The organism is Oceanobacillus longus (genome assembly GCF_042650085.1).
GTDB lineage: Bacteria > Bacillota > Bacilli > Bacillales > Amphibacillaceae > Oceanobacillus > Oceanobacillus longus.
This window is the reverse complement of the sequence record NZ_JBHSAO010000010.1, coordinates 39,061-56,030: the sequence shown is the minus strand read 5'-3', so window position 1 is coordinate 56,030 and position 16,970 is coordinate 39,061. Positions and strand designations below refer to the sequence as shown.

The following is a 16,970-nucleotide window of genomic DNA, read 5'->3' as shown; positions in this document are numbered from 1 at the left end:
TTTTCCTGCTTTATATTTGCTTCCTATCTAAATATATTAATAACGCATCTTGTAAGAATTCTGTGCCACCCTTGATAGCCTTGTCATAGTAAGCAGTGAAACGTTCATCGGAAACATACATTTCTGCGAGACTTGCATGTGCTTCTTTTGAATAATTAGGCCAAGAATACATGAGCCACTGTTTATGTTTTGCAGCAACCTCTTGTGCCAAGTCCGAGGCTGGATTTCCCGTTTTATATGCCTTTTCAAGCAGTAGCATTATTTCTTCCCCTAAGTCATTCATCGCTTTGAAATCTTCTTCAGATAAACCTCTTAACTTTGCATTACTGGTATTAACCGTCTCATCGCCATACGCTTTACGAATTTCTTCTCCGTATTTTTGTTCATTTTCATCGATCAAATTATCTTTGAAACCTGCAAATTTATCTTTATCCTGCATGGGTGTTCCTCCTTTTTTACTTGCAATCGTCCTTTCGACCGTTGCTATTAGTTTGTCAAGGTGGGCGCGTTTTTGCATCAGCTTTTTATAATGATTTTTGAGTGCTTTAGTTTGGTCATAGGTTGGCTCATTCAAAATGTCAGCAATTTCTTCCAAACTTACTTCTAATTCACGGTAGAATAAGATTTGTTGAAGCAGGTCAACTTCTTTCTGTCCGTAAATACGATAACCCGAAGAATTTATCCTTGCTGGCTTAAGTAGTCCGATTTGGTCGTAATACCTGAGTGTGCGGCCGCTCACGCCTGAAATTTTAGCTAATTTATTTACCGTGTATTCCATATGTGCCCCTCCTGACATTTGTTATCATAAACCCTTACGTTGCGTAAAGGTCAATAGGAAATATGAATTCATTTGTGGTGAAATCAAAAAAATTCTTCCTTACACAACTATAATCGAAATAAATAATCAAAAAGGGGGTGAAAGAAATAAAGTTATTTCCACCCCCTATTGAACTTTCATTTCGATTATAATCATAAAGAAAGAAGTTAATGTTTATAAACGTTGTACGGCAAGATTAATATCGTTAGCAGTTGTAATTGCTGTTATAAAGGAAACACCATCTGCACCTGCTTCAATTACAGACAATGCATTTTCAGTATTGATGCCCCCAATCCCGACAATAGGTTGGTCTGGAAACTGCTTTCTTAATGTTGTAATCCATTCAACCCCAACAGGTGCTTTAGCATCCGATTTTGTGTTTGTAGCAAAAATTGGCCCTGCACCGACGTAGTCAACTACCTGTAGAGGACTATTTTCAACTTCGTAGGAATTTGATACAGAAAGCCCAATTATCTTAGTAGGAAACATTTTACGTAATTCTTCTACTGATTGATCTTCTTGTCCAACATGAATTCCGTCTGCATCTAGAGGGGTTACCAAATCAATATCATCATTAACGATAAACGGAATATGATGTTTTCGGCATATATCTCTTAATTGCTTTCCTAATTCTAACTTTGCATTGCCAGTAAGTGATTTGGGTCCCTTTTCGCGAAATTGAAATGCTGTAATTCCAGCTTCAGCTGCTGATTCTAAAATCTCTGTAGGATCATGGGAACAGTTTTGGCTGCCCATAATAAAATATTTACGCAAGCTTTGTTTTATATAGTGTGACATTCATTATCTCCCTTTTAGAAAATTTTAATCGAGTGAAGGTGCACCTCGTGTTGCCCAGTGGTTTGTTGGGCCGCTTCCAGATCCAAGTGAAAAGGAATATTGAATTGCCTTCGTAACGAAATGTTTCGCTTTTTTAACGGCTTCATTTAACGGTAAACCTTGACTCAAATAGGCTGTAATAGCTGCAGAATATGTACAACCTGTTCCGTGTGTATTTTTAGTATTAATTCGTTTAGCGGAAAAGGTATGAAGACTTGAACCATCATATAGGAAATCAATGGCTTCACCTTTCAGATGGCCACCTTTCACAAGTGCAGCTCCGGCACCAAAGTTCTCAACAATATGCTCTGCAGCTTGTTTCATATCGTCAACCGTTTCAATATTTTTACCGGTCAAATATTCAGCTTCCGGGATATTCGGTGTTACTAAAGTAGTTAATGGCAAAAGCTCTCTTCTTAGAAAATCACGTGCTTCCTCTTCAATTAATGGATCTCCACTTGTTGCAACCATAACAGGATCCATAACATATGGAGCGTTTAACTTTGAAATCTTACTAACCACCATTTTCATCATATCTTTATTGGCAATCATACCAGTCTTAAATGCATGAACAGGCATATCCGTTATAACGGAATCCAGTTGCTGTTCAATCATATTAAGTGGCACATGATGGATGTCCTGGACACCAGTAGTATTCTGGGCAACTACGGAAGTTATAACAGACATACCATAGCTTTTTAATTCCTGGAAAGTTTTTAAGTCAGCGTGAATTCCTGCCCCACCACTAGGATCTGTCCCAGCAATGGTAAGGGAACAAGGTATTTGTTTCATCGAGATGACACCACCTTTTTTGATGGCAACTCCTCACATATAAATGCCATTTCCCAAAATCTTAGTTCAAGTTTACAGCTTTTTCGTTCTACATCTGAAGCACCTTTTCTTAAAACATCAGTAAAAGTCATCATATAGCCTCCTAATTAATACGTGCTAAATTTTTGGTTTTAACCCTTGATACGATAAACCAGCCAATGAAAGCACCGGTAATGCTGCTGACAAGAAATCCTGGTAAAAAGGCAAATGCACCAACGGAGGTACCCATTAGAATGCGGGCAAAAGGTACCGCGAAAAGAGATCCGATTACTCCTGAACCGATCGTTTCTCCAATTACTGCCCATCCCTTTTTACCAACTTTTTTATAAATATAACCAGCTAGAAATGCTCCAACCATGCCTCCAGGAAAGGCCAATAAAGTACCTAAACCAAGCATATTCCGAAGTAAACCAATCATAAATGCGATGGCAACTGCAGGACCTGGTCCAAGCATGATAGCTGCCATGACATTGACTGCATGCTGAACAGGATATGCGCGTGCGATTCCTGTTGGAAACCACAATAACTGAGCACCTATCGTTCCAATTGCTACAAAAACTGCCATTGTTGTTAACAAAAGCGTTCGACTCATATTATTCCCCCTCCATTTTTCGTAAAAAACTAAACAAAAAAGCCAGATCCTTTATGGACCTGGCTTGGTAGGCTGAAAATAGATTAGACGATATAACAAACGTCCGACTACTTCCCTCCGCTAGTATTAACCAGATCAGGTCCATAAGAGTCGGAAAGTGTATGCTTTCCTCTCAGCCCACATATTATTTGGGCACCCCTAGTAGTTTCATGCTATATAATTGTGTATACAACTCTAAGCTTACCAAATTATTTAACTTTTGTCATTATTAACTTTAAAACATGGTATAACTCTACCAGGTGGAGTGGAAGGCGAATGATACGATATAGAATATAAGAGTGACTAAATATAGTCTACAATTTGAAATGTTTTCTGGTATAATATATTGGCAATCAATCAAGCCAAGATGGAAAAAATCAAAATCGCTTCGAATTAAAACTAGATGATTTTATTGTTGAAACACGAAGTAACTTTAAACATACACAGAATCAACTGGACACACATGCAAATATTATCAAAAAGGTAAAATAAAAGCGACCACTAGGTTATTCTTCAAATCGTGTGTTCAGCCCCATTTCTTAATCAAGTTTCTGCCACGCAGTCATAACTTCTCAGTAAAAATGTTTTTATTATACTTAAAAAGGTTAGATAGGATGTTTTTACAAGTCCTATCTAACCTTTTTAATTTTAGGATGGAGCATAGGGGGCTCGAACCCCTGACCTCTTGCATGCCATGCAAGCACTCTCCCAGCTGAGCTAATGCCCCGTACACATAATTATGATTATAGCCACTTTTTATCAATTTTTCAAGAAAAATTTTAAAGTAATGTCTCCTTTCTGGTTCTCTCATTTTGTTTTTCTCTTTCGATGGAACTGAAACCAAAAAAATAACTAAGGACTTATTAACCCTTTTTATAAATACATAGTACTAATGGTCTGAATTTACAATATATTTACAAATGTTTACGAATATTTCATAGTAACCCTCTTACTTTTATGCAATATTTAAGAAGGACAGGTGCGGATTTTGTCTTAAAATCTCGCATCTGGAACAAATATTCTAAAAATGGAGGGTATCAATGAAGAGTATAACTTTTAAAAAGACCGTTAGTATGTTTCTTATTTTAGCGCTGGCATTTATGAATTTCACACCTGTATTTTCTATGTCTGCAGCTGCTGAAAGTAATGAAGCGACAGCAGAGGATTTATTTATTTCGGAGTATATTGAAGGTAGTTCTTATAACAAGGCAATAGAAATTTATAATGGTACGGGTAGTGAGGTGGATTTATCAGACTATGGATTAGAGTTATATAGCAATGGTGCGTCTACTGCAAACGAGACAATGGAACTTTCCGGTACACTTGCACATGGTGATGTTCTGACTCTTGCCCATACAAGTGCTACCCAGAAAATTCTTGATCAAGCAGATATCGTAAATGGCTCCGTCATAAATTTTAATGGTGATGATGCACTTGCTTTAACAAATAATGGAGAACCTACGGATATACTAGGTACCATTGGTGAAGATAATGATTATGCTAAAAATGTGACTCTGATAAGAAATTCATCAGTCACAGTACCAACTGAAACGTATGATGAAGGACAGTGGATGGATTATGCTAGTGATACATTTGCATACCTTGGCAGTCATACAATGGATGGCGTGGAACCAACAGATCCACCAGAGGAACCTGGTGAGCCTGGTGAACCAGGAGATGAATATTCCATTGAAGAAGCTCGTAACTTAAGTGATGGAACAGTGGTAACTGTCGAAGGAATCGTAACAGCAGATCATGCTGCAATCAGTAATGGCTCCCAGTTCACAACTTACATACAGGATGATACTGGCGGCATTAATCTATTTGCTTACGAACAAGGTGGGTTACCTGACCTGCAAAAAGGGGATCGGGTTCAAGTTATTGGGGAACTAGATTCCTATAATGGATTAAAAGAGGTTATTCCAACTGAGATTGATGTCCTGGAAACAGGACAAACATTACCAGAAGCACAGCAAATTACCCTTGAAGATCTTCAAAATCCAGAGATTGCAGAGTCCTATGAGGGAGAATTAGTACAGATTAATGGCTATATTAACAATATCCCAGGCAGCCCAGCTGGTGGTGGATATAATGTATCCTTGGTAGATGTAGATTTTAATGGAACGATTTTACGAGTAATGGAGAATGCACTGGATATCTCACAAGTAGAATCTGATATGTGGTATGACATTACCGCTATCGTTAGTCAATATAATGATTATCAGATTATCCCAACAGAACAGGCTGATCTGCAAGTAGCAGAAGAACAACCGGAACCGCCAACCGCCGCAGGACTCTATGAAACTACAGTTGATAGAATAACAGATGGAGACACAATCCGTGTAGAAACGCCTGTTTTCGGTGAGACGAGAGTTCGCTTCCTGAATATGGATACAGCAGAAACGTATGCTGCACATAATGATGACCCAGCTCGAGATGATATAAATGAAAATCAAAAATACTATGGTGATTTGGCAACAAATTATATTGGAGAGCTTCTTCAACCAGGAGATGAAATTTATCTAAAAATCGGAGAAGAGCCAACAGATGATTATGGAAGAATTTTAGCAGAAGTTATTCGTAAAGAAGATGGGCTAAACATCAATCTAGAAATGGTAGAGGAAGGTTATGCATCAACATACTTTCTTGCACCAATTGATGAAGAAGCATATCCTACTTACCAGCAAGCAGTGAAAGAAGCTCAAGATGCTGGATTAGGAATTTGGAATCCGGAAGATCCGTTATTGGAATTGCCGTTTGCATTCCGTGCAAATGATGATCAAAAAGGATTCCTACGTTATGTTGGAAATTCAAACACCATGGAATATGTAGAACCAAATGATTGGGCAGATGTGTCGGTTGAGAAACGAATCTTCTTCTCAAGTGCTGACGAGGCTGAATCGTATGGATATACTCCAGTAGGGGATGAAGGAACTCCAGATGAAAATATACTGGAATTACAGCTACTGAGCATGAATGATTTACATGGGAAAATTGATCAAGAGTATATGCTTGATCCTGATGGAGATGGCATTTCTGATATGTATGGACGCATGGATTATACAGCGAGCGCTATTAAAGAACGTGAACAGGAAAACGAAAATACATTAATCATTCATGCTGGTGACATGATTGGAGGAAGTTCTCCAGTCTCTGGACTTTTGCAGGATGAGCCAACAGTAGAAATTATGGAAGAAATCGGTTTTGATGTAGGAACAGTAGGTAATCATGAATTTGATGAAGGCTTACCAGAATTGTTACGTATGGTAAATGGTGGAGAGCATCCAGAAGGTTTAGGAACAGACGATTATGATGGAATGAACTTCCCGGTAATTTGTGCGAATTGTGTATATGAAGATACTGGTGAAACATTCTTACCACCATATGTTATCGAAGAAGTAGATGGCGTGAATATTGGCTTTATCGGTGTCAATACGATGGAAACAGTCAATATGGTAATGCCTGCTTCCTTGGAGAATGTTGCGTTTACAGATGAAGCAGAAGCAGTCAACGATGCAACTACTGAACTTACAGAGCAAGGTGTGGAAGCAATTATCGTTCTTGCCCATATGCCAGCTTATCAATCTGGCGATGCGGCGACTGGTGCCGCGGCTAATCTTGCCAATAGTGTTGATGATGCAGTAGACGTTATCTTTGCAGCACATAATCATGCAGTAAATGATGCTGTTGTAGATAATAAATTAATTGTTCAAGCTTCTGAATACGGAAAAGCTTTTGCAGATGTGGACCTAGAAATTGATCGAAATACAGGAGACATTTTAAATAAAGAAGCTGAAATCGTATTTGTGAAACAAAGTGATTATACTGCTGATGAAGCAGTTTCTGAAACGTTAAACGATTATTCAGAACAAATTGCACCTATTATAAACAAAGTAGTAGGATATAATGCACAAGATCTGATTGGTGATTATACGAACGATGGTGATCACGGTTTGGGTAACTTAATTGCAGATGGAATGAAAGCAAATATGGATAGTGATTTTGCAATGCAGAATGGAGGGGGAATTAGAGACCACTTACTGGCAGGTGAAGTCACTTGGGGAGAATTGTATAACATTCTCCCGTTTGGAAATACCTTAATGAAGGTTGAAGTAACAGGTGCTGAACTATACCCAATTATTAATGAACAATTATCACCAACTTATGGACCGGATTACAGTATTAGTGGATTGTATTATACGTGGAACCCTGAGTTAAGTGAAGTTGTAGATATTACTTTCCCAGATGGTTCACCAATTGATGATGATGAAACATATACTTTAACCGTTAATAATTATATGGGAACATCCGATGGACCAATTAAAGACCTTGGCCAAAATCCAGTTATGGGACCGGTTGATGTTGATGCAATGGTTGAATTTGTAGAAAGCCTAAACAGTTCAGAATCCAATCCGATTGTTTATGGTTCTGAAGGAAGAATCACAGAAACAGATGAACTACCTGGTGAGCCGGGAGAAGAAGATCCACCAGTAGTAGAAATTGAACCGAAGAAAAATAATGGTACTGCAACAGTTCACACGAAGGTTCTGGAAGATGTTGACCATGGTTCTCACGTATTGATCAATATTTACAATGAGAAAAAACCTAGAAATCTGCTGCTTAATAAAAAACAGGTAGATTTGCTGAAAGAAAAAGAAGTGACCTTAACGGTTACGAATGGAACTAGTTCAGAGACATTTGAAATGATTGATGTTCAAAGTAAAGTGCTGAAGGTTAGTATCGATCAGTAACAAGTAAGGAAATCGAGTTATATAATATTTACTCTAAAGGAAAGAAGGATGCAACCATTGTGGTTGTATCCTTCTTTTTCATATACTTGTTTACATATCTATCTAACTTACATTATATTGGAACTATGTAAAAAATAAATGATTATAATGACAATTGTAGTTTTAGGAGGTATCTAAATGAATAAACCTGTTATCAACCAGGACGATTATCGATTTAAAATAGCAAATAAAGAGGCACTAATTGGTATAGGATTAGTACTTTTTAACTTTGTTTGGTGGTATGCTTTTGCATATGGATTAGGAAGTAAGGACCCTTCAGAATATTCCTATGTTTTCGGTCTCCCGGCATGGTTTTTTTACAGCTGTGTGCTTGGATTTGTTGTAATGGTTATACTCGTATGGATTGTTTTAAAGTTATTTTTTAAAGACTTACCATTAGATGATGAGGAGATTTAGGACTTATGAATTGGCAGGCTATTTTACCGTTATTATTATTTATCATAATAATTTTTGTGGTTGGAATTTGGGCAGGGAAATATGTTAAATCTACAAATTCATTTTTACAGGAATACTTCCTCGGTGGGCGAAGTCTAGGTGGATTTGTCTTGGCAATGACGATGGTAACCACTTATGGGAGTGCCAGTAGTTTCTTAAGTGGTCCTGGTACGGCATATAACCAGGGACTTGCTTGGGTATTACTATCAATGACTCAGCTGTCTACAGGTTATTTTGTGTTAATGATATTAGGAAAAAAATTTGCTATCGTAACTCGCAAGTATAAAGCGGTTACAATCGTAGATTTTTTAAAAGAACGCTATCAATCGAAATGGGTTGTCATTTTATCGGCCATTAGTATTTTAATATTTTTATTCTCAGCTATGTCAGCGCAATGGATTGGTGGAGGGCGTTTAATTCAATCATTAACAGGCTTTCCTTATATTGCGGCATTATTTATTTTTTCGATATCGGTGCTTGTATATGTTGTAATAGGTGGATTCCGTGCGGTAGCATTAACAGATGCACTACAAGGTATCGTTATGTTTTTCGGTACGCTAGTCTTATTAATTGCTGTCATTATCGCTGGTGGTGGCATACCTAACATTATCTCGGATCTTGCGGCCGAGAATCCCAATCTAATCACCCCTTTTGGAGCAAATGGTGATTTGACGCCAAGATATGTTTCATCTTTTTGGGTATTGGTAGGTGTTGGTGTGGTGGCATTACCGCAAATTGCAGTACGTGCCATGTCCTATAAAAATACCAAATCTATGCACCGGGGAATTTTGATAAGTACCATTGTAGTGGGCTTCATTATGCTTAATATGCATTTAATAGGAGTATTTGCAAGACCCGTTATGCCGGGAGTGGAAATAGGTGATACAGTCATGCCACTCGTCGCGCAACAGGTATTGCCGAACTGGCTTGCGGGGATCATATTGGCTGCACCAATGGCAGCAATCATGACCACAGTGAATTCTTTATTATTATTGGTAAGTTCAACAATAGTAAAAGATATTTATTTAAATTACATGGAACCTGATGCAAGGGAAAGCAAAGTAAAGGGAATGAGTATGTGGGTTACAGCAGTAATTGGAATCATCGTCATTGTAATGTCCTTGAACCCTCCAGACTTAATTATTTGGTTAAATCTATTTTCGATGGGTGGACTTGAAGCGGCATTTATTTGGCCGATAGTTATGGGTCTCTATTGGAAAAAGGGTAATAAGTATGGAGCAATTGCATCGATGGTTACAGGTGTTGGAAGCTATATTTTATTCGAATCATTTTACCCACAGCCATTCGGTATGCATTCCGTTGTCACCGCAATTGTATTAGCATTTTTCGCATATGTCGGTTTAAGTCTCGCTACTCGGAAAAATACAGTCGCATTGGTAAAGTAATAACAGATTATCAACTAAATTTAAAAACCTCTTTTTGCATGAAAGAGGTTTTTTAAATAGGCGATTTTGTAATGTATGTTGCTTTATAATTCTCGCAATTGAGATAAACTGCGAAGTAACTGCTTTTCCCGGTCTTTGGAAAACAGCCTTTGAATCAGATGTTACATTAGATTATTTTTGAATTTCTTGTCTGGATGTTTAGACATATATACTATGATTATGTAAAGAAGTGCCAATTTAAAAAAAGAAAGCTGATATGAGTATATACTCAAGTCAGCTCTCGTTCGTAGCCTGTGTCATTTGATGCCAGACAGAACCTTTTGCTTCCTCTCCGCCCTTAATACGTTCCATGGCCAATTTTATTTGCATGCGTACTTCAAATTCAGGATCATCAGCAGCTGCTTCCAGTGATGGAATTGCTGTTTCATCTCCAAGTTCAAATAAAAACATAGCTGCTCGCCAACGTACAATTCGGTTAGAGTCAGCAAGTGATTCAATCATTTCAGGCATCGCCTCTTTAAATCCTAGATCGGAAATACAGTCACCAGCTGTTCGCCTGACGTTTACAGCTTTATCTTTTAATGCCTTATATAGGTAGGGGAGCACTTCCGGTTCTTCAATCATCCCTAAATATGCAGTTGCCAACCTTCTAATTGATGATTTTTCATCTTCTAATGCTTTATCGAGCAAAGGTAGGTCCTCGAAAGTAGGATTAAGACGATCCAGTGCTGCATAACGTACTTTCCAATCAGGATGATCCAACGTTTCCAGATTGAGACTTTTTTTCGTGCTGTTTTTGTTCATTTCGTTTGAATCATTTTCGTCAAAAGCCATTCGAACTAAAGTATCCAGTCGATCTTTATCGAAACTTGCTGAAAGTTCCTCAACTACATCGTTACCGATTTCCTCCAACGTGCCATATCGTGGATGTTGTTCTACCCATTTTCTATCCATAATCACGTTGGGAGAAGAAGGGGAAACTTCCATAACTGCCTCTGTGAATATGTCAGGTAGTCCCAACCGTTTCTCTTCGTTACCGTCTTCTAGTTTGACTTGCATAGGGATTCCACGAAACATTTGTATAAAAACGTTAACTTCTCCAAAGGCATCTTCGGGTAACCGTTTAGTTGCATGGTTAGGTTGTTCTAGTTCTTCTTCTGTACCAATGACATCCCGCACTTTTGGTAAAAGTTCTTCCCACGGTGTCTTTGGGTTTCGCGCCAGAGCAATAAAATCAACAACCCGATATATATTTTTAACGCCTTCAATTTCAAAAAGTTGTTTGACATAGTACGGAGCATTTTCTAAATTATCTTTTTCATTAAAATTGTAGTTCTCACCTGAAGATAATTCTTCATTTACATTTATTTTCATGGAGTGAGGGCTTGGTGTTGGTTCAATGGAAATAATTTTCATCGTGCATGCCTCCTTAGCCTCATTTATTCACTTGCCAACTTGTCAGCAAAAGCTTTCATATAAGGTGGGAGGTCTGGTGGGCGTCTACTAGAAATAATATGCCCATCAACTACAACCGCTTCATCGCTCCATGTAGCACCAGCATTGGTCATATCATCTTTTATGCCAGGTGTGCTGGTTACTTTCTTTCCTTGTAGTATATTTGCAGATATCAGTACCCAGCCTGCATGACAAATTTGTCCGATTGGTTTTTTTGCTTCATCCATGGAACGAATAAATTCAATTACTTCCGGATAACGTCTTAGTTTGTCTGGTGCCCATCCACCGGGTACAAGTATCGCATCATAATCATCTGCCTGTATATCGGTAAAAGCATATGCTGATTCTGCGGGGACACCATATTTCCCAATGTATGTCTTATTTGCTTCTTTACCAATCAAATCGACCTGTGCACCTTCTTCTTGAAGACGTAAAATTGGATACCAAAGCTCCAGATCTTCAAAGTCATTTTCCACTAGCGCGATAACCTTTTTATTTTGCAGGCGCATGCATATCCCTCCATATATTTATAATATATCCAGTGTAACAGAGCAACGAAGAGATTTCGATTATGATGCTGTACATAGTGAGATAATGCATATTCAACTATTGGCGAGAAATTAAATGATGTTATCCATTGTATTCAGCGTACTTAACAAAAGTATTTTCATTTTCAACAAGTCCACAGGAAGCACATTGTATTTTGTACTTGGGCCCTTTATAAGTATGATGGAAAACTTCTACACTTTCGTCTGTATATTCATTCAACATTTCCCCGGTTTGGGCATTCAGCTTCACTGGTTTTGCAACTTGCTCAATAATATTAAACCTGGAACGATTTGTTTTGCAATTCGGACATCGATACGGTTGATTCATTATAAAACACCTCCAAAGCTTATTATTCCAATGAAGATATTTTTTTATTAATTTTAGGCATTAGAAGGGAAAAAAATAACCCATTGCCTTTTTGGGCTCTGGGTAAGGATATTTAATATGTAAATAGGTAAATTAGACACCGAACCATTTTTTAACTTTGCTAAAGATTGACTTTTGGTCATCTGGTTCGGAAACAGCTTCACTTTCTTCGTTTTGTTGCTCTTCTTCGAAAAATATATTCTCCTTCTCAATTGCATAGTCGTAGGTTAGAACAGCCCCAATATCAGTATCTTTTTCGTTATTTGTAATGGTTGTATAATGAATTTTATATTTATTGGCCAACGCTTTTTCTGCTTTTAAAAAACGATAGGGTACATGTCCGTTAATAAGTAATTGTGCCTTCGGGTTCTCCTTAATCGCTTCTTCGAGTTTGTTAATACCAGAATCAGTCATTACTTGACCGATTGTAAGTGCAAGAACAATTCGTTCTCTAAGCGTGCCAAGAAACTTAATTCGTTCATTTTCTTTTGGTAGGCGTGTTCCATATAGTCCATCTGTAAGATAATCATCAACGCTCTTCTTGCTCATGAATATCACCCTTCTTATAGTTAGGTTATTCCTAATGTACAACATTCTATAATTTTATACAATAAACGAATAATGAAAGCGACTCATTCATTGAATGAATCGCATTTCAAGAGAAATTATTTTTTATGCGCTCGTTTATCTGCAGCACGACTTCTAGCTTGAGCTTCTTTGTCATCTGAGTCAGCAAATTCATTGGAAAACTCAACATCGATTCCATCCGACTTTAAATTCTTAGGTGTTTGTGCCAAATAATTATTTTTGTTATTCTTATGGTCGTCTCTTCCCATGTCAATCACCTCGTTTTAGAAAGTGTTACATAGGATAGTATGTGCAACTATCTTCCATTATTGCATGGTAAGTATTACTTTAATTATTTCCTGTCGCCACCCAATATATCGAATAAACCACCGGCCACGCTTCCTTCTCCTTTAGATCCTCCACGCTCGGGTGCCGCTGCAAAAATTCTGCTTGCCAGTCTACTGAATGGGAGTGATTGAATCCATACTGTACCTGGGCCGCGTAATGTGGCGAAGAACAACCCTTCACCGCCAAATAGTGCAGTTTTAATGCCACCGATATATTCAATATTATAATCCACCGTTCCTGTCATTGCTACAAGACAGCCTGTATCCACTTTTAGTGTCTCACCAGGACCTAATACTTTTTTATGGATTGTACCTCCAGCATGTACAAAGGCCATACCGTCGCCTTCTAACTTTTGCATAATGAATCCCTCACCACCAAAGAAACCTGCGCCAACTTTTCTTTGAAATTCAACTCCTACAGCTACACCTTTAGCTGCTGCGAGAAATGCATCTTTTTGACAAATTAGTTTCCCGTCGATTTCACTTAAGTCCATTGGAATTATTTTCCCTGGATATGGAGAAGCAAATGAAACATGTTTTTTGCCCACGCCTTCGTTCGTAAATGTTGTCATAAATAGACTCTCACCAGTAATCACTCTTTTTCCAGCTCCGATTAATTTCCCCATGATCCCACCTTGGCTCTGTGTACCATCTCCAAAAATTGTTTCCATCTGAATTTGGTCGTCCATCATCATTAAGCTTCCAGCCTCAGCGATGACTGTTTCATTTGGGTCAAGTTCAACCTCTACGAATTGCATATCATCACCATGTAGCTTGTAGTCAATCTCATGATTATTCATATTTTTACTTCCCTTCGTCGTTATTAACTAATAGTACGTTATAAGTTCGGTAAAGATTCAAAATTCATAGCGATAACGTGTATAAAAAAGAGCTCTCAAAAAATCTGAGAGCTCTTCTGTGTATTAGGTTAATGTTTCATTGTATTTTGAATTGGTGAGAAGCTATTCATATAAGTTTGCATATCTTCAGGTTTCAATTGAGGTACTTGGTAATACTGATGTTTATTTTGGTATAAAAAGATCTCGTAAGCCATTTCAATGATATGTGGCACGCTATCTGCAAACACTCTTCTTAATACCGGGTTAGTTGCTTCCAAAGCGGTCATCGTAAAGGCTGAAGCACATGACTTTAAATTCCCCATCATAAAACTGGAGATACATTGATCATTTAATTCCGTTGCGGATTGGGCAGGTGATTTTGGCTGTGTTGGCTTCATTCCATAAAGCACATCATTACTTTGTGCCATATTATAGGTTTGTGTTTTTACACTCGGTTCTTGGCCGGTTTTTAATGTCTCGATAATCGTATTATACGTTTGGGACATATATGTTTTGTGTTTTTGAAGCATTGTTTTTAATTCCGGATCCTGGATATGCTGTTCATAAAGCAATGATTGTTCCATGCTACCGATAAGTCCTGAAATTGCTTCATGTGCATCAAACATTTCATGTCCTCCATGACTTTCCATTGCGGACATCTGTGAAGTACCTTGCAGATTTTGGCTTTGTGGTTGGTTATGCAAAATAAAAACCTCCTTTAATTAGTCAAAGATATTTTTTACTAAAGGAGATAAGTTATTCATTATAAAATGATTACCTATTTGTACATTTTGCTCTTCGTATGAAAAAACGGTATAATTTTACCGTTGACAATCAGGCATTTTAAAGGAGACCAGTCATGATGGATGAAAAGGCTGAAAAAGAGAGACGAGATAGGAAGCAAGCTAATAATATTGAAGTTTGGGAAGATGTTGTCGATATAAAGGACTTACTGTTAAGTATTTTCCTTTGTGCAGCGACTGCGATGGGCGGTTATTTAATTGCCCCAGACGACCCACCTAAACCTCTTTTATATGGATTGGTTGGGGTTGTTATTGGTTTTGTAATCAGCAGTCTTATTATTAAGCCAAAACGAACACTTAGATTTGAGGATGAGGAGAAATAGACAATGGACATATCACTAATCATGGAGTTAATAGCAGTATCTATTTTTGGTGCAGTATTATACACCATAATTGGTATAGCACCTGGAACAGATGAAACTGCAGTATTAATGCCTGTTACACTGATTTTAGTATTATCTGGAATGCAGCCTATTTCCGTTTTGGCCTTCTTTATATCGGCCATTGTAGCAAAAAAGCTCACTGATTCCATTCCAGTTGCGATTGCAGGGATTCCAGGAGGCGTTTTATCGGCTCCGATGGTAGAGCATGCAATGGTATTAAAAAATAAAGGCATGCCTGATGTAAGTATTCGTAAGATGGCATCGGGATCTGTAATAGGCACCATTATTGCTGTTCCGCTAAGTTTAATTCTTGCTAATTTACTTATTCCTTTTGGAGATACTATTGCAGGTTATTCCAATCAAATATTTTTCGGTGGTGCAGTATTTCTTGCCCTTATGACAAAGAACAGATGGTTGGCATTACTTTCCATTATACCGTTTGCTTTACTGATTCAAGGACTGCGGCATTTATATTGGGGAGTAGGGGCGGTTCCGGAAGATACGACAGTGTTCACCTCGTTTTTCCTCGGAATTACTGTAGGGCCAATTATTTTGAAACTGCTTGAATTACTAAATAATGAAATCCGCAGTAATTTACCGCGAAAAGAATCAAATGATATTGTATTAAAGAAGCAAAAAAAGGTGAAGGGATTTCCAAATCCTTTTAAAATTTTAGATAAAAAGGAGGCAATCTCTTCTGCATTTGCATCGGTGCTTGGAGTATTCACATTTTTTATGAGTCCGGCGGGTATGACAATATTCCTTGGAGAGGTTTTATCGAGTAGAATTAAGGATCCTATAAAAAGAGCAACAAGAGCAATTTCCAGTATGGATGGTGTTACTAATGCTGCCTATATTTCAGGTATACTAATTCCTTTAATTGCTATTGGTGTCCCATTATCACCAACAGCATTAGGGCCGGGTATGGCTTTATTTAATGCTCCTCCAGTATTTACGGAAGATCATAACCTCCATCATATTTTATCAATGAGCGATTTTGTTATTGCTACAGTTATTGGAGCTGTCATAGCAATTAGCTTGACGTACTTTGTTACCGTTAAATATTCGCAGCAGATTTGTACTTTTGTATTTAAATATATCCCACACGAAGCTTTACTTGGTGTATTTTTAGCTCTTGTTATTATGTTAGCTTATATGGATGCAGGGTTAATCAATATCGGCGGTGTGCTATTAATTGGTTTGGTTGCAGGGGTATTACATAGATGGGGCATTAATTATGGAGTACAATTCATGGTGCTGTATGCAGCGCCATGGATCGTGAGCAATCTTGTTTTTTAACACTAATCCTTTTTAAATTTTGTTGCTTTTAATCATCGCATTTTCTATAAACTCTGAAGTAACTTTATGTGTATTTCCAGGATTTGTGCTTATTCCGCCGTCCGGGTTCGCTCTGGGCGGATGCTTTCCGCGGGCACGGCCTCAGCCCCGAAGAGAAAACCACTCTTCTGGTCTTCGGACACGTGCTGTTCCCGCAGGAGTCACCGCCCGCCTCTCACCCGGACTGGTGAAGTTGTATGATGCTATTTTAGCTACGCTAGTATAGTAATTATTAGCAATCTTCTAACCAGCTCTGGGATATACACGGAGACTTCTGCGGGAGGAAAGGCATAGGTGAGACTCTGAAATGCTTCAGCATGAAGAGGCTCACCAGCCGCCCGCGAAAAGCGCAGTGTATTTCCCAGAGCGATCGCCGAAGTTCCCAATTCTAGTTCGCATTTTATCTCAACTCTACGATGCTTAAAAAGCAATAAACATTACGAAAATATTTTTACTTTTACAAAATTCAGCAAGGAGTTTAGTAGTGACATTCTAAGTTTACCCCAGTTACCTATTTGAACTTATTTTTTTGTGCGAAAGTGGAAGTTGAGTTAT

16 protein-coding genes, 1 tRNA gene and 1 riboswitch are annotated in these 16,970 nt (G+C 38.0%); of the genes, 5 read left to right on the top strand and 12 right to left on the bottom strand.

Annotated elements, in window-relative coordinates; translation table 11 throughout:
• Nucleotides 1-10: 10 nt before the first annotated feature.
• From ACFOUV_RS13570 to ACFOUV_RS13550, 5 genes are all read right to left on the bottom strand, one after another.
• Complete coding sequence (locus ACFOUV_RS13570) at nucleotides 11-778, bottom strand: MerR family transcriptional regulator (protein WP_379497326.1); 768 nt, start codon at nucleotides 776-778, stop codon at nucleotides 11-13.
• Between the two features lie 213 nt (nucleotides 779-991).
• Nucleotides 992-1,615, bottom strand: coding sequence for a thiamine phosphate synthase (thiE, locus tag ACFOUV_RS13565; protein WP_379497325.1), 624 nt, complete (start codon nucleotides 1,613-1,615; stop codon nucleotides 992-994).
• A gap of 24 nt (nucleotides 1,616-1,639) precedes the next feature.
• On the bottom strand, nucleotides 1,640-2,446 hold the full coding sequence (gene thiD / locus ACFOUV_RS13560; RefSeq protein WP_379497324.1) for a bifunctional hydroxymethylpyrimidine kinase/phosphomethylpyrimidine kinase: 807 nt from the start codon (nucleotides 2,444-2,446) through the stop codon (nucleotides 1,640-1,642).
• Between the two features lie 142 nt (nucleotides 2,447-2,588).
• Nucleotides 2,589-3,077, bottom strand: coding sequence for an energy coupling factor transporter S component ThiW (gene thiW / locus ACFOUV_RS13555; RefSeq protein WP_379497323.1), 489 nt, complete (start codon nucleotides 3,075-3,077; stop codon nucleotides 2,589-2,591).
• A gap of 95 nt (nucleotides 3,078-3,172) precedes the next feature.
• Nucleotides 3,173-3,287, bottom strand: a riboswitch (TPP riboswitch).
• A 483-nt stretch (nucleotides 3,288-3,770) separates the two neighbouring features.
• Nucleotides 3,771-3,843: transfer RNA gene (locus ACFOUV_RS13550), tRNA-Ala, on the bottom strand.
• 313 nt (nucleotides 3,844-4,156) lie between these two features.
• Between ACFOUV_RS13550 and ACFOUV_RS13545 the strand changes: the two genes are divergently transcribed.
• The 3 genes from ACFOUV_RS13545 (at nucleotide 4,157) to panF (ending at nucleotide 9,768) form a co-directional block, all read left to right on the top strand.
• The gene (locus ACFOUV_RS13545) at nucleotides 4,157-7,867 is read left to right on the top strand and encodes a 5'-nucleotidase C-terminal domain-containing protein (protein WP_379497322.1); all 3,711 of its coding nucleotides are present in this window, start codon (nucleotides 4,157-4,159) and stop codon (nucleotides 7,865-7,867) included.
• Nucleotides 7,868-8,044: 177 nt separating this feature from the next.
• On the top strand, nucleotides 8,045-8,323 hold the full coding sequence (locus tag ACFOUV_RS13540) for a YhdT family protein (protein WP_379497321.1): 279 nt from the start codon (nucleotides 8,045-8,047) through the stop codon (nucleotides 8,321-8,323).
• Between the two features lie 5 nt (nucleotides 8,324-8,328).
• Complete coding sequence (gene panF, locus ACFOUV_RS13535; RefSeq protein ID WP_379497320.1) at nucleotides 8,329-9,768, top strand: sodium/pantothenate symporter; 1,440 nt, start codon at nucleotides 8,329-8,331, stop codon at nucleotides 9,766-9,768.
• A 273-nt stretch (nucleotides 9,769-10,041) separates the two neighbouring features.
• On the opposite strand, the gene ACFOUV_RS13530 is transcribed toward panF, so the two are convergent.
• The 7 genes from ACFOUV_RS13530 to ACFOUV_RS13500 form a co-directional block, all read right to left on the bottom strand.
• Nucleotides 10,042-11,184, bottom strand: a complete 1,143-nt coding sequence (locus ACFOUV_RS13530; protein ID WP_379497319.1) for a conserved virulence factor C family protein — start codon at nucleotides 11,182-11,184, stop codon at nucleotides 10,042-10,044.
• A 23-nt stretch (nucleotides 11,185-11,207) separates the two neighbouring features.
• On the bottom strand, nucleotides 11,208-11,732 hold the full coding sequence (locus ACFOUV_RS13525) for a type 1 glutamine amidotransferase domain-containing protein (RefSeq protein WP_379497318.1): 525 nt from the start codon (nucleotides 11,730-11,732) through the stop codon (nucleotides 11,208-11,210).
• Between the two features lie 121 nt (nucleotides 11,733-11,853).
• Nucleotides 11,854-12,099, bottom strand: a complete 246-nt coding sequence (locus ACFOUV_RS13520) for a DNA alkylation repair protein (RefSeq protein WP_379497317.1) — start codon at nucleotides 12,097-12,099, stop codon at nucleotides 11,854-11,856.
• A gap of 132 nt (nucleotides 12,100-12,231) precedes the next feature.
• Nucleotides 12,232-12,687: a YueI family protein gene (locus ACFOUV_RS13515; protein WP_379497316.1), complete on the bottom strand. Its 456-nt coding sequence runs from the start codon at nucleotides 12,685-12,687 to the stop codon at nucleotides 12,232-12,234.
• A 116-nt stretch (nucleotides 12,688-12,803) separates the two neighbouring features.
• Nucleotides 12,804-12,974, bottom strand: coding sequence for a YfhD family protein (locus tag ACFOUV_RS13510; protein ID WP_379497315.1), 171 nt, complete (start codon nucleotides 12,972-12,974; stop codon nucleotides 12,804-12,806).
• Between the two features lie 83 nt (nucleotides 12,975-13,057).
• A complete protein-coding gene (locus ACFOUV_RS13505) occupies nucleotides 13,058-13,852 on the bottom strand; it encodes a TIGR00266 family protein (protein ID WP_379497314.1) in 795 nt (264 codons plus the stop codon).
• A gap of 128 nt (nucleotides 13,853-13,980) precedes the next feature.
• Nucleotides 13,981-14,595, bottom strand: a complete 615-nt coding sequence (locus ACFOUV_RS13500) for a spore coat protein (RefSeq protein ID WP_379497313.1) — start codon at nucleotides 14,593-14,595, stop codon at nucleotides 13,981-13,983.
• Between the two features lie 155 nt (nucleotides 14,596-14,750).
• On the opposite strand from ACFOUV_RS13500, the gene ACFOUV_RS13495 reads away from it, so the two are divergent.
• Together ACFOUV_RS13495 and ACFOUV_RS13490 are read left to right on the top strand one after the other, a co-directional pair.
• A complete protein-coding gene (locus tag ACFOUV_RS13495) occupies nucleotides 14,751-15,017 on the top strand; it encodes a hypothetical protein (RefSeq protein ID WP_379497312.1) in 267 nt (88 codons plus the stop codon).
• Nucleotides 15,018-15,020: 3 nt separating this feature from the next.
• Nucleotides 15,021-16,376, top strand: coding sequence for a tripartite tricarboxylate transporter permease (locus tag ACFOUV_RS13490; RefSeq protein WP_379497311.1), 1,356 nt, complete (start codon nucleotides 15,021-15,023; stop codon nucleotides 16,374-16,376).
• Nucleotides 16,377-16,970 lie beyond the last annotated feature (594 nt).